Source organism: Butyrivibrio sp., from assembly GCF_024699075.1.
On sequence record NZ_JAILQF010000159.1, the window covers coordinates 1 to 13,896 of the forward strand.

At 39.2% G+C, this 13,896-nt stretch carries 9 protein-coding genes and 6 tRNA genes; 5 read left to right on the forward strand and 10 right to left on the reverse strand.

Annotation, left to right across the window (positions count from 1 at the left end; translation table 11 throughout):
- Positions 1-393 precede the first annotated feature (393 nt).
- From K6G87_RS06170 to K6G87_RS06180, 3 genes are all read right to left on the reverse strand, one after another.
- On the reverse strand, positions 394-2,046 hold the full coding sequence (locus tag K6G87_RS06170; protein ID WP_296835014.1) for an ABC transporter ATP-binding protein: 1,653 nt from the start codon (positions 2,044-2,046) through the stop codon (positions 394-396).
- A 13-nt stretch (positions 2,047-2,059) separates the two neighbouring features.
- The gene (locus K6G87_RS06175) at positions 2,060-3,862 is read right to left on the reverse strand and encodes an ABC transporter permease (protein WP_296835016.1); all 1,803 of its coding nucleotides are present in this window, start codon (positions 3,860-3,862) and stop codon (positions 2,060-2,062) included.
- 136 nt (positions 3,863-3,998) lie between these two features.
- Positions 3,999-5,447: a hypothetical protein gene (locus tag K6G87_RS06180; RefSeq protein ID WP_296835017.1), complete on the reverse strand. Its 1,449-nt coding sequence runs from the start codon at positions 5,445-5,447 to the stop codon at positions 3,999-4,001.
- Between the two features lie 227 nt (positions 5,448-5,674).
- On the opposite strand from K6G87_RS06180, the gene K6G87_RS06185 reads away from it, so the two are divergent.
- From K6G87_RS06185 to K6G87_RS06205, 5 genes are all read left to right on the forward strand, one after another.
- Positions 5,675-6,832 (forward strand): extracellular solute-binding protein, encoded by a 1,158-nt coding sequence (locus tag K6G87_RS06185; RefSeq protein WP_296835019.1) that lies wholly within the window; start codon positions 5,675-5,677, stop codon positions 6,830-6,832.
- 22 nt (positions 6,833-6,854) lie between these two features.
- Positions 6,855-8,537, forward strand: a complete 1,683-nt coding sequence (locus K6G87_RS06190) for a sensor histidine kinase (RefSeq protein ID WP_296835020.1) — start codon at positions 6,855-6,857, stop codon at positions 8,535-8,537.
- Between the two features lie 4 nt (positions 8,538-8,541).
- Positions 8,542-9,300 carry a response regulator transcription factor gene (locus tag K6G87_RS06195; protein ID WP_296835022.1) on the forward strand — a complete coding sequence of 253 codons (759 nt, stop codon included), beginning with the start codon at positions 8,542-8,544 and terminating at the stop codon, positions 9,298-9,300.
- Positions 9,301-9,377: 77 nt separating this feature from the next.
- Positions 9,378-11,117 carry a GGDEF domain-containing protein gene (locus K6G87_RS06200; protein WP_296835024.1) on the forward strand — a complete coding sequence of 580 codons (1,740 nt, stop codon included), beginning with the start codon at positions 9,378-9,380 and terminating at the stop codon, positions 11,115-11,117.
- Positions 11,114-12,817, forward strand: coding sequence for a GGDEF domain-containing protein (locus K6G87_RS06205; RefSeq protein WP_296835026.1), 1,704 nt, complete (start codon positions 11,114-11,116; stop codon positions 12,815-12,817). Before K6G87_RS06200 ends, K6G87_RS06205 begins: the two co-directional genes overlap by 4 nt.
- 60 nt (positions 12,818-12,877) lie before the next feature.
- Here the strand turns inward: K6G87_RS06205 and K6G87_RS06210 are convergent.
- The 7 genes from K6G87_RS06210 to K6G87_RS20055 form a co-directional block, all read right to left on the reverse strand.
- Positions 12,878-12,950: transfer RNA gene (locus tag K6G87_RS06210), tRNA-Lys, on the reverse strand.
- Between the two features lie 36 nt (positions 12,951-12,986).
- Positions 12,987-13,058: transfer RNA gene (locus K6G87_RS06215), tRNA-Gln, on the reverse strand.
- A gap of 88 nt (positions 13,059-13,146) precedes the next feature.
- A tRNA-His gene (locus K6G87_RS06220) sits at positions 13,147-13,222 on the reverse strand.
- Between the two features lie 30 nt (positions 13,223-13,252).
- Positions 13,253-13,326 (reverse strand) — tRNA-Arg (locus K6G87_RS06225).
- A gap of 57 nt (positions 13,327-13,383) precedes the next feature.
- Positions 13,384-13,454, reverse strand: a tRNA-Gly gene (locus K6G87_RS06230).
- Between the two features lie 34 nt (positions 13,455-13,488).
- Positions 13,489-13,562: transfer RNA gene (locus tag K6G87_RS06235), tRNA-Pro, on the reverse strand.
- Positions 13,563-13,623: 61 nt separating this feature from the next.
- A complete protein-coding gene (locus tag K6G87_RS20055) occupies positions 13,624-13,884 on the reverse strand; it encodes a metallophosphoesterase family protein (RefSeq protein WP_442863365.1) in 261 nt (86 codons plus the stop codon).
- Positions 13,885-13,896 lie beyond the last annotated feature (12 nt).

Here is a 13,896-nt window from a genome sequence, read left to right on the forward strand (position 1 = left end):
GATTGATAAAAACTTGCGGATAAACGATACAGATTCACCCCCTTATCCGCAAATATTAATTGGAACCGCCTGGCTTAAGACCTCCATTATAAGCTCAACCTTCGCACATCATACGCATCCTTCTATCCTTGCAATATGATACCTCGGGCAGTTACTATAGGATTTTTTCTCTTTAAAAATGCTACTAAATTCAAGAGCTTAATAGATGGAATTATATATTCTGTTTGGGGTCCGCATGTCCGAGCGAAGCGAGTTTCGGACCCCAGAATATAAATTTCCATATATTAAGCATTGAATTATAGCATTTTTAAGAGAAATAAATCCTATAGTAACTGCCCGAGGTAATCAAATCGCAAGGACAATAGTTCATGTTATATGTGCGAAGCCCGCAAATCACTCAAGTTTCAAGCTTCCCTGTGCGATGCATTTTCCTGATCTTCTGTCGAAAATAAGGACACCGCCACCTGATACCGTGATCTTATGCTTTGCTCCTATCTGGAAGATCTTTGATCCAAATACAACACCTGTAAGAAGGAAGTTACCTACAGCAATCTTTATAGTAGATTCCATACCGGTTGGCATTACGCCATATATCTCCCCTTCTATTCCATTATCTGACTCGTCAAGTTCCAAGAATTCAGGCCTTATTCCTATAACAAAGTCCTCATTTGTAATAACAGGCTCTTCGTCTAGAGAATCATCTCTTTCTTCCACAAGACTTATATGATAGCGGAAGGTCTCATCTTTATTACTCTTTTCAACATACTTTTTGTCTTTTTTCTTAAGTTCAAGATCTGCATCACTAAGAGCCTTGGCATCATCCCTGTCTTTGAACCATTTATCAAGGGAGAGCTTTTCAGATGGTACAAATGCTGCCTTATGACCTCCAAGAACATCCAAAGACAGGCTTCCATCTTCTTTCTGCACTCCTTTAGCTTCAACAAAGTTCATTGAAGGATTGCCTACAAAGTCTGCTACAAAGAGATTTTCAGGCCTGTTATAAACTGTCAAAGGAGCTGCATACTGCTGAAGTACTCCGTTATTTATAAGGCATATTTTTGTAGCAAGAGTCATAGCTTCCATCTGGTCATGTGTTACATATACGAACGTACTTCCTGTCTCAAGATGGAGACGCTGAAGCTCATATCTCATTTCAAGACGAAGCTTGGCATCAAGGTTTGATAATGGTTCATCCATAAACAGAACCTGAGGCTCCGGGGCAAGTGTTCTTGCAATTGCAACTCTTTGCTGCTGACCTCCGGAAAGCTCAGCCGGATACCTGTTCATGAACATGCCTATCTTAACTATTCTTGATACTCTTCTTACTGCAAGGTCAACCTCTTCTTTACTAAGGTTTCTAACCGTTTCTACAACTTTACCGTCTTTGATTATCTCGCACTTATCAGAAAGTGATTCACCTTTAGCTTCGTGAGCCTTTAATATATCTTCAAGCTCTTTTTCCAATAAAGCTTTCTTGGAATCTGCTGCCGCCTTTACATCAGATGACTCTATGACACCTAGTGCATAGAATTCTTTGGCACAGTACATGGACATCTGATAAGTATCTATCAGCTTAAGGTATACCTTTTCTATATCTACCTTACCATCCTTATTGCGGCTCTCTTCATAGATATCTTTGAGCTCTTTTGGATGCTTTAAAGCTTCGATCCTGGTCTTTAATTTCTGTGCCTTAAAGTCGATCATAGGCATCTTTTCTTTGATATTGGTAAGACCAAAGGATATGTTCTGATACACTGTCATGTTGGGCCACAGAGCATAGTTCTGAAAGAGGAATCCGACTTTACGCTTATTGGGCGGTACGTTTATTCCCTTCTCGCTGTCAAAGACAACCCTGTCTCCAATCTTAATCTGGCCCTGTGTTGGCGTTTCAAGTCCTGCAATCATACGAAGTGTTGTAGTCTTACCACATCCTGAAGGTCCAAGCAGGGTTATAAAAGCATTATCTTCTATATCGAGGCTCAGATCATCTACTGCATAAAAGCCCCCGTATCTTTTAGTTATATTTGTAAGTTTGATCTCTGGCATTATAAATCTCCTCCTATTTACCACCAATACCGGAATCAAGGCTTGCTCCGGTAAGCTTATTGACAAGTGTGTTGAAGACAAGGATAAGTACTATAAGTATCAGATTGATAGCACTTGAGAATGCATATAGTCCCATCTCGTCAAAGTAGTCAAGCGTTGTTGACAGAATAAATCCCTGCGTACAAAGCAAAAGGAAGAGTGATAATTCTCTAAGACATGTCATAAACGGAAGCATATATCCGCTTATAATAGATGACTTCTGGATCGGAATGATAATCCTTGTCATTCGCTTTATCCATGGAATATCCTGTATAATAGCTGCTTCCTCTATTTCCCCTGATAACTGAAGCATTGAGTTAAGAGCTGCCCTGCTGGCAAAAGGTATGTACTTAACTACGCCTGCTATTATAAGAAGTGTATAGGTATTAAAAAGATTAAGTCTTCCATTGGAAAAAAGTATGAAGAATGCTGCGCCAACTGCAAGTGATGGCATAAGGTATGGAAGAAAGGCCATATTGTTGACATATGCAGCCCATTTACTTCTTCTATTCTTGGAAACAGCATATCCAATAAGTGTTCCAATAGTTCCTGCTATCAATGCACAGCACACTGATACTAAGAGTGTTCCCTTTAAGGCTTTACCTATAAGATCATTAAAAAGAATACCTTTCTGACCATACAGAGCACCTGCATTATTATCATTAGTGATCCACCATTTGGTTGTAAGATTGCTAAGATCACCTGTATAAAGGAAACTGTAATCTCCAGGATTTGGAAGGAAAGTTTCAAGTGCGAACATTACAATAGGGAATATCGATGTAAAGAATGTAAGAGCCATAAGCACTATACCAATAATATACTTTCCTGCTTTTCCAAGATTGATCTTGGATATCTGTCCAGACTTACCACTTACGGTTGTATAACTCTTGCGGCTCCTCAGGCTCATCTGGTTGATACCAAGAATAAGGATACCGAAGATCATCATTATAATTGCAAGTATAGAAGCTTCTCCCGTATATTTGGAATTCATTGATACATACTTGGTAGAAAGTGTAGTAAAGCCAAGATAATGAGGTACAGGATAGCTTCCCATTGCAGATCCGAATACCAGGAGTATCGTTGAAAGAATTGCCGGTTTGACCATAGGAAGAGTGATTCTGAACATGATCTTCCACTTGGGAGTATCAAGTATGGTTGCTGCCTCTTCAAGGTTTGCATCCATATTTCTGAAGATGCCGCCTATCATGATATAAGCAAATGGAGCATAGTGAAGTCCAAGTACTACTGCTGAAGGAAAGAGTCCCTGACACCACCAAAGAGGCATTGCAATCTTTGTAAGTGTAACAAGCAGTCCGTTAGATGTACCTGTAACTGCATTTGAATTAAAAAGGTTCTGCCATACAACAGCCAGCGTCCACTGAGGCATTATGTATGGAAAAATAAATATCGAACTGATATACTTTTTGAATTTTAAATTGGTTCTTGTAACAAGAAATGCTGTAAGGCCGCCGAAAAGTATTGCGATAAGACATGTAAGAACTGCAAGAAGTACTGTGTTAAGTATTGGCATCCACAGATTAGTCTTTGCAAGTCTTGAGGTAAAAAGATCTGTATAGTTGGCTACAGAATATCCTTCTGCCTTGCCTGTAAGATACTGGTCAATAGTACCCGGATGTATCTTGAATGTATCCTGAACTATAGCAACTATAGGGGCTATAGTTGTGTATGTTAGTGTTATTCCAAACAGAAGCAGTATTACATTCTGAGGCTTACCGAAATAGGTTTTCAGGCGGTTTAGAAAAATGGCTTTTTTCATATTTGTCCTCTTTTATCCGCAAACATATGAGTAAAACATTCCTTTTAAGGTAATCAGTGCACCGCCCTTCGCATAAGGAAAGACAGCACACTGACATGTTTTACCTTATATTTTTTTCTAAATTTGTATTACTACATTATTCGCTTTCTTCGCCTGTATACTTATCAAGTGTCTCAATCCAGCTACCTACTGTAAATGCAACAGATGCACAGTACTGAGGATCTTCAACTACAAGCTGTCCTTCACCTACCCACCATTCTTTGCCACGATCATCCTTAGCAGGGAACTCATCTTCGCCGGCTTCGTTATATCCGCCTGTAGAATGTGAATATGTTGTCTCTATAGCCTGTGCAACTTCAGGATTGGATGAATATCCACCCATATCCTTGCCCCATGCTGAAAAGCCATCTTCTGTACATGTAAGATATGCGATAAATGCACATGCTGTCCATGGAAGCGGGCTGTTATCTGTTACAAAGAGGTAATGGCAATATCCATATCCGCCGATTCCTGTGTATCCATCCTGATATGCAGCGATATTGATGTTATTAACTGATACGCCTGCTGACTCTTCTACTGAACGAAGCTTTGAATATACAAGAAGACCTGACTGATCTGTAGCAGAATCTGTAACAAGTGTCTGGCAGATAGGTCCGTCATCTGTCTGAGCATTATATGCACCTACAAAGAGCTTAATGTATGCAAGTGAATATGCACCGTTCTCACCGAGTCCGAAAAGCTCTGCATCTTCTTTTTCTTCATCTATTGTTGTCTGGAAATATGCCTGTTCATCAGCAGGAAGAGCGTCAAATGCATCCTTGAGATACTGGGCATAGGTATCTTCTGTAAGCATGTAAAGGAAGTTCTTACCAACTATTTCAGAATCGATATCCATGAAAAGAGGGTGCGTACCTTCTGCTACGAAATCCCAGCAGTTATCATAGGTCTTATCACCTGTTGTATTGTACATGAATACCTTGTTGAGAAGCTGAAGCTCTAAATATCCGTCATAAGCATCAGGTGTTGTACCATTGGCCTGAGCCCAGTCAAGAGGAATAAATGTATCAAGGATTCCTGTCTGGACCATCTTGGACTCAATCTGGTTGCCATCCTGGATAAGGGTCATCGCAAATGTTCCCTCTTCCTTAAGTGAATCAGCCTGAAGCTGTTCGAAAATCTTGTTGTTCTTTGGCTGCTGCCAGTCGAATTCCATTGTGTAGGAAGAATCAATTGACTGAAGATACTCAATGAAAAGAGGAAGCGCTGTCTTACCACGGCTTGAGTTACCAACGCCATAAAATGTTGCGCCGTTACTCTCTTCAATAGCCTTCTTGGCAAGTTCTTCAAGAGTCATAGTCTCTGCTTCAGCTATGATCTTCTGAGTCTCTGTCATATTTGAAGTATCGACTGTTTCACTTGCAGTTTCCTGTGTCTGTGTGCTTTCTACGGATTGTGTGTCTGATGCTGTATCTGTGCCTGTAACAGAGCCCCCTGTAGTTCCGGAATCTGCTCCAGATCCGCATCCTGCAAGCGTTGTTGCAAGAAGGCTACATGCCATAACAGCAGACAAGAATTTCTTTTTCATAGTTTTTTGTCCTCCTTATTTTCCCATTAGAATTTTTAGTTCAAAAGTACTTACACTTATGAACGTTACCCTCTGAAAATAATTTTAGTTTATTAAATTTCGATAATGAACAGGACAAAACTGCAATTTATTTAAAAATCCTGCTAATCTTTGCAAAGCCTTACAAAATAAGCCTCAAACAGCGTATACTAATAATAAGAACAGGGAGGAGATTTAAAGATATTACTATGAATACAAATCCAAAAAAGGGGAAATTCCGTTTATCCAAAAAGGTATCCATGGCGATCCTTATAACGATAATTCTTATCTTCACTCTTATCATGAGCATAGATATCCCATCAGGAAATGATCCCACATATGATGTATACCAATTGTCAGATGAAAATAAACTAATAGTATACACTGCCCATAAGCCCGAAATATATGAGCCTATAATTCAGGAGTTTGAAGCAAGAACAGGTATATGGGTTGAAGTAGTAAGCGGCGGAACAAGTGAGATGCTTGAACTTATAAAAAGTGAAAGCGAATCTGTAAATGCAGATATTATGTTCGGAGGAGGCGTAGACTCTCTTGACAGCTACAGCTCATATTTTGAGCCTTATGAATCTGCAAACTCATATATCCTTGATGATTCATATGCTTCAAAGACAAGTGCCTATACAGTCTTTTCTTCTCTACCTACAGTTTTTATCTATAATACAAAGCTTATCAATTATAATGAACGGCCAAAGAGCTGGAGCAAGCTCTTATCTGGAAGCTATAACGGCGAAATAGCTTTTGCCGATCCCTGTACTTCAGGATCTTCCTATACTGCTATGATGACTATGCTTCAGGTTTTATCAGATGACCTTTCCGGAACATCTGATAACGCTTCCAGTTCTTCTGATAATACTTCCGGCTCATCTAATAATCTTTCTTCTAATAGCTCTTCAGGCAGCTTTTCAGATATGACATATGATGAACTTCTGTCTCTTTTTATGGAAGCTCTTGACGGAGACATTCTTGAATCATCTTCTGATGTTGTAACAGAAGTTATAGCAGGAAGAAAGACAATAGGTATTACAACTGAAGAAGTTGCCAGAAAGAATATCGCACTTGGTGCAAATATAGAAATGGTATACCCAAGTGATGGTACTGCTGCCCTTCCTGATGGATGCGCCATTGTAAAAGGAGCAAAGCATATAGATAATGCCAAAACTTTTATAGATTTTGTTACCAACCTGCAGGTTCAGACCTACCTTTCACAGTACCAGTACAGAAGAAGTGTAAGGCAGGATATAGAAGCAGAATCAGACATCAATGTGATCATATACGACATAGACAAGGCAGGCTTGTTAAGATCAGATATTTTAGATTCCTTTACTAAGATAAAAGAATCCTATTAGTAATATATAAAATGAGGTATATATGATTAGAAAATCATTCAAAAGGGAACTACTTGCAGCTTTTATACTAGTTGCCATACTTCCTCTTATAATATCAGGAACATTTCTTATAAGGGCATTCAGGACCAGGATATCTCAAAATTATGAAGAGCAGGCACTTAGCCAGATCCAGGCTGCTGCTACTGAACTTGATTCCAAATTTTCAATGTTCGAATATGATATGAATGCTCTTTCTACAGACAAGATAATACTCGAAATGCTTAGTAAGAATACCCCTCTTACAGGCAGCAGATCCTACAGAAGACTATTTACACTTACTTCAGATCTAAGAGACTACGGAGACTTTACCGTATACGATCAAAATGGAACCTCTTTAATCAGCACTTCATCAGGTGATGCCCTAAAAAGCATGCCTACCTATTTTGGCATACTTAAGGAAGTAAGTGATACCCCTTCTAAAACAGCAATAATGAAAACTCAGGACTATGAAGATCCAAGTCTTATCCAGATTGCAAAAGCCGTAACCATTAATGGCTCATGCAAAGGGTATATAGTTGCAAGCCTTGATTCTGACAATATATCAGCAATACTATCAAGTACCACCGACTCATCACTTGAAATAGTAATCCTTGACAGGTTCTGGGATCAGGTCTATTCCAACGAAAGAGCAAGCTATGATAATGTTTCTGCTACGCTAAGGTACAGGAGGATGAAGGGTCTTACAATCACACAGTCGCAGGACAGCGGTATATTTTTTATTAGAGAAATAGGTGATTCCAAACTCTCCATTGTTCTTGGAAAAGAAAATATATTCACTAAAGATGTCACAAATACAATGACAAGAGTAATGCTTCTTATGGCTTTTGTAAGTCTGTTTCTATGTCTTATAGTTGCAGAGATAATGAGTGCTCATCTTACTCTTCCTATCAAAAAACTTTCAGATGCAATGAAAAAGGCTGAAAGCGGTGATCTGAGTCTTCGTGTTGATACAGACAGAAAAGACGAACTTGGACAGCTTGGAAGAAACTACAACAAAATGGCCGGAGAGCTGCAAAATTATATGGATCTTGAAATCCAAAAGCAAAAAGAGCTGGATGACAGAACTATTGCCATGATGCAGGCGCAGCTTAATCCTCATTTTCTCTATAATACACTTGATACCATGAAGTGGACTGCCAAGGCCAAAAATGTTCCTGAAGTTGCTACTCTTGCATCAAGCCTTGCAATTATACTTAGAATGTCCATTTCAGGCAATAAGTTTGTAAAGCTTGAAGATGAGATCAATCTTGTAAACTACTATATAGAAATTCAAAAAATAAGATTTTCAGGCAATTTCTCTTTTGACATAGAGGTACCACTTGAACTTGAAGACTGCATGGTTCCTAAACTTATACTTCAGCCTGTTGTCGAAAATGCCATAGTTCACGGCCTTAGCGACAAGGCAGGTGGTCATGTATTTGTAAATATATATGATGATGAGGGTAACTTAACAATGGAAGTGTCTGATGATGGAATCGGCATTTCAGATGAAGAAATAGAGCGTATAGAAAAAAGGACTCGTTCTGACAAGCAGGGGCATCTTGGCCTTTATAACGTCGATACGATCATACGTCTTTATTATGGAGATGATTATGGTATAAGAGCAAGAAGACTTTCTGAAGGCGGTACCATGATCACTGTAGTATTACCAATACAAAGGAGCTGATCTTATGCTTAGTGTTTTAATAGTAGATGATGAAAAGCTTGTAAGAACAGGCATTGTGATGGGAATAGACTGGGCGTCTCTTGGATGCGCTGTTGTTGCAGAAGCTTCTGACGGTCAGGAAGGATATGATGCTGCCACAAAATACAATCCGGACCTTATCATATGCGATATAAGAATGCCCAAAATGGACGGTATAGAAATGGTCAGCAAATTAAGAAAAGATGGCAATAATGCCTATACCGTCTTCCTTACTGCCTATTCAGATTTTGCTTACGCTCAAAAGGCAATAAAACTTGGGGCTTCTGATTACATCCTAAAGCCCTTTAAAGACGGCGAGCTTGAAGCAACTGTTATAAAGATAAGAGATCAGATAGATAAGGACTATACAAGCAAAACAGAACTCAGAAAAAGCTCAATATTAAATGATGATAATGTCAAAAAAGATTCTGTAAGCAAATACGTATCTGATGCTCTATATTATATTGAAAAAAACTATGGAAATACTAATATAAGTGTAAAGCTTATATCAGATTCTCTCGGGCTTTCGGAAAGCCATTTAAGTCATATGTTCAAAAAAGAAACTGACTATACCATAAATGCCTATATAACAAGATACAGGATAAGAGCTGCCATAGACATGTTAAGAAGTGGCAAATACAAGGTATACGAAGTTGCCGAAAAGGTAGGCTACAAGGATATAACCTACTTCTCATCCACTTTTAAAAAGATCACAGGGACATCGCCAAGCGACTACGCCAATTAGACAGCCCTTAAATATAGAATTATTGCGAAAAAAACAGTTTGCAGGGGGTAATACATAGTTGTATTATTAATACTATCATGATGCCAAAATATGCGGACAGAAATAAGTTAGTTATCTATATAATTCTCGCCGTAATAACAGCCGCCGGACTTCTTTATACATTTGTTCCCGGTTCCTTCCCATCCAAATATGAACATGACATTATAACCTTGGATGAAGGATGGAATATTAGTTATGACGATGAAAACAGATCCGATATCTCATTATCTGAAGCCGCAATTCCTGTAGCAGATAGTGGTGATACCTTCTTTTTGATGCGTAAACTTAAGGACTATGGCATAAAATCAGCCTGTTTGCAGATAAAGACCATTCATGCAAGCTTTCAGGTCTATTTAGATGATGAACTGATATTTGATTATGCCTCAGATCTTCTTAAAGCTCATCGCATTATTCCAATGGGGAATGTATATGTTCCTCTTCCAGACAACTACCCGGGAAGGACTTTAACAATTAAATATACTGCAGGTCAGGATAGCGCTTTTGCCGGCTTTGATAATATATATCTGGGGCTTCGTAAGGATCTTCTGTCTATGCGATCCGATGTTATGAGACTTCAGTTCTATGTTGGTATATTCCTTCTAAGTCTCGGGATAACGATATCCGCTCTTACGCCCTATCTTATTTTTAACAAGGCTGACTACGCAAGAGTATTCCTTGGATCCTTAATATCAGTCATACTTGGTATATACATACTTACTACCTCTGATATATTCAACTATTTTACTTCCAAAATGATAGTTAATACTATCCTTGAGTATGCTTCCTTTTACTCTGTTCCTGCAGCATTATGTGCATATATTTCATGTATCATGCCCAATGGAAAGCTTAAGATTCTTTTTAAATATATTACCATCATAGATTTAATTGCATATATTTATTGTATAGTTGCCCATTTTACAGGTATAGCTCTTTTTTCAACTCATACCATGATGTTCCATATACTTTGCGGCATACAGGCTCCTCTTGCACTTATATCAGCTATATATTTTTTATATACTTCAAGGGATAAAAAAAGAAGTGATCCTGATGTGATCTCCTTCCAGATACTTATGATCGGAATCAGCGTATTCTTAATATGTGCAATGATAGAGATAATTCTATTTAATGTTTTGAAATTCAGCTCTCCAAGGGGCGAATCTACTCTTAACCTTGATTTTCTGACATTTGGTTCACTTATATTTGTACTTTTCATCTTCATAGGCTACTTTGAATATCAGATATATTCAATTGAATCATTAAACAGGCAACAGTTTTTAAGCGGTCTTGCCTATTACGATCCTCTGACAGGTCTTTCCAACAGGGCAAGATGTCAGGAAGAAATGCTTACTGCAGGTAATGACGGAAGAAGCTATGTAATAATATCAATTGACCTTGATAATCTCAAGACTATCAATGATACCTACGGTCATGACTCAGGAGACAAGTATTTGTCACTGTTTTCTGATATGCTCAGCAGCTCTTTCAGATTTTCTGATATAACAGGACGTATGGGCGGAGATGAATTCATAGTAATTCTTTATGAACAAAGTCTTGTAGATGCCAATTCCAGAATGATCGAGCTTCAAAATAAATTTGCACGTACACATTTCGGTCAGTCAGGAATCACTTATGGATTTTCATATGGAATTGCATCAGATCTTGAATTCCCCGGTCAGGATGCAGAAAAGATATATACCATTGCTGACATAAGAATGTATGAAATGAAAAGACAACGACACCAGAACGTAAAAGCCAAGGAGTCACCAAAAACTATATGACATACAAAAATATAAATGTTCTACTTTGGTTCATTTTAATACTGTTTTCAACGCTATTTATGTCACAGATCATTTTGTACAGCGAGAATACTGCGCCTGTAATTAATGAAAACAGACTCTATGTGACAATAAACGGCACCTACGAAGGTACCTCCAAAGCAGAAAAAATAGCTGACTTTACTCCAAACAGTGAATTTAAAAAAGGCGACAGTGTTATAGTATCTTTTAATCTTCCACCTGAAGAATACGACTTTCCTACAATACTTCTTCCAACACAGTTTGTAGGCTATACAGTATATCTTGACGATACAGTCATCTATACCAAAAGAGTGGAACAGGCTCTTAATGGAGACTTTCTTCCAAAGGATGTAAGTCTTATAACTCTGCCTCATGACGGATATGAAGGAATGCGGGTCGTAATAGAGATGACAGTATCCCAGAATGATATCGGCACGATCATTTATACACCCCGCTATGGCAATTTTGATGATCTTGTAAGAGGCTACACCTGGAACAGGGCACTTTCTGTATTTCTCGGAACCTTCATGTGCATGTTTGGCGTAACCTATTTCCTCATATCCCTTTTCTTTGCAGTAAGAATAAGAGGCCTTGCAAGTCAGATAAGGTCTGCAATTCTTTGTCTTTGCGGAGGAGCATGGATACTTACTTCTCAGAGGATCAACATCATATTCATGACCAATACTCCCAATCCGGCACTTTTTGAATACACGCTCTTATATCTATCGCTTCCTCTGATAATGCTCTTGTACTGTACTATATGTCATCTTCTTCATAACAGGATCGCAATAGGGTCTATTATTGCAGTTACAGCTATTGAGATTACCTTTTTTATATGTCATCTGACCAGAATAAGATATATCAACTACTTCAGCCGTCCTTTTGCAGTAATCTATGGCATAAGCGTTATAAGCTTTATCATTTATTCCTTCTTCTATCTCAAAAGGCGTAAAGCATCCGTTTATGACAAGGTTCAGATAGCAGGACTTGATACTCTTTCTATATGCCTTATTGTAGCTGCAATATTCTTCTTCCTCGATAAGAGCGGTGCAAGAATGTTTAATAACACTGCATCCATTTTCATAGGACTTGGAGGAATAATATTCGTTGCATCCCGTCTTATGACATTTATGGTAACCTTATCCAATGCTGACCCTATGAAGAAAAAAGAAATTCAGCTATCTGACCTGGCATATAAAGATTCTCTTACAGGCCTTCCTAACAGGACCTCCTGTGATAAAGAGATAATGCAGCTTGATGAAACAAATAGCGACTATATGATCATGTCCCTGGATCTTAACGGTCTTAAAGAAGTCAATGACTCCAAAGGACACAAGGCAGGGGATGAACTCTTACAGAACTTTGCCAACATCCTTAATATATGCTTTCCTGACCCCTTCTTCAGGGGAAGAACAGGCGGAGATGAATTTATCGTCATCCTCAAAGAAAACCCATATGAGAGCTATATAGACAGTCATATAGCCCATATGAACGAGCTCCTTGGTGCAAAGGGAAGGGAGACGGGTTTTGATCACAGCGTAGCATACGGCTACTGCTTCAAGCATGAACTTTCAAAAGATACAAATGCGCATGAAGTTTATATGGAATCAGATGTACGTATGTACAAATTAAAAAGAAAACAGCACGAAGAAAAAAAGAATAAAAGCAAGTCGGCAATGTAAAAATCCATTGTACAAAAAAGCACCACCTACCGAGTATATCAAGTAGATGGTGCTTTGTAATGAGACACGAGGGAATCGAACCCTCGACAACTTGATTAAAAGTCAAGTGCTCTACCAACTGAGCTAGTATCTCATATATTATATTAAACTTTAAAAGTGTAATATCGAGCTGGGCTAACCAGATTCGAACTGGTGAATGCAGCAGTCAAAGTGCTGTGCCTTACCGCTTGGCGATAGCCCATCAATTAGGTACCATAGCGATTAAATGGCTCTCTCTCGCTGTCGCAACAAGTATAACATAATCATACTTCGAATCAAGTATTAGTTCAGGGTGGCTAGTGGGACTCGAACCCACGGTCTCCAGAACCACAATCTGGCGCGCTAACCAACTACGCCATACCCACCATGTAAATACTGTCCGAAAAGATCGGAGAATATGCCCGAAGGGACTCGAACCCCCGACACCCGGCTTAGAAGGCCGGTGCTCTATCCAGCTGAGCTACGGACACATAATCCCGGCAGCAGATTATGCCTGCCGTCAACTGTCTAAAAAAGGCAATTGTTAAAGCGGGTGATGGGAATCGAACCCACGTATCTAGCTTGGAAGGCTAGTGTTCTACCATTGAACTACACCCGCATATTAATGAAGGATTATTCAGTTGACATTTGAATCGGGGTGACAGGATTTGAACCTGCGACCTCCTGGTCCCAAACCAGGCGCTCTACCAAGCTGAGCAACACCCCGGAACCAATCTCAAATGCAAGTGTTATTATAAGTTGAAGCACCCCGAATGTCAACACAGTTTTTAAACTTTTTTCTCGAGATAGCGAATCTCATAAGAGAGGATGCGGCCTTTCTCTAGTGTCAGAACTATGTAAGAAGGTTTTCGCTCTGCCTGTCTCGGCCAGGCAGGGCTTCCCGGATTCAGCAAAAGAACGCCGCTGCAATATTTAGCGACGGGCATATGGGAGTGGCCGAAAACGGCAATGGCGGCCTTGTTGGAGAGTGCTGCCTTGCAGATCTTCTTATATCCTTTCTCCAGGTTATAGCGGTGGCCATGCGTCATAAAGATCCTGCA

Bases quoted from the DNA above. Each gene is read 5' to 3' on its own strand.
- K6G87_RS06170 (WP_296835014.1), bottom strand. From the start codon at position 2,046: ATGCCAGAGATCAAACTTACAAATATAACTAAAAGATACGGGGGCTTT.
- K6G87_RS06175 (WP_296835016.1), bottom strand. From the start codon at position 3,862: ATGAAAAAAGCCATTTTTCTAAACCGCCTGAAAACCTATTTCGGTAAG.
- K6G87_RS06180 (WP_296835017.1), bottom strand. From the start codon at position 5,447: ATGAAAAAGAAATTCTTGTCTGCTGTTATGGCATGTAGCCTTCTTGCA.
- K6G87_RS06185 (WP_296835019.1), top strand. From the start codon at position 5,675: ATGAATACAAATCCAAAAAAGGGGAAATTCCGTTTATCCAAAAAGGTA.
- K6G87_RS06190 (WP_296835020.1), top strand. From the start codon at position 6,855: ATGATTAGAAAATCATTCAAAAGGGAACTACTTGCAGCTTTTATACTA.
- K6G87_RS06195 (WP_296835022.1), top strand. From the start codon at position 8,542: ATGCTTAGTGTTTTAATAGTAGATGATGAAAAGCTTGTAAGAACAGGC.
- K6G87_RS06200 (WP_296835024.1), top strand. From the start codon at position 9,378: ATGATGCCAAAATATGCGGACAGAAATAAGTTAGTTATCTATATAATT.
- K6G87_RS06205 (WP_296835026.1), top strand. From the start codon at position 11,114: ATGACATACAAAAATATAAATGTTCTACTTTGGTTCATTTTAATACTG.
- K6G87_RS20055 (WP_442863365.1), bottom strand. From the start codon at position 13,884: ATGACGCATGGCCACCGCTATAACCTGGAGAAAGGATATAAGAAGATC.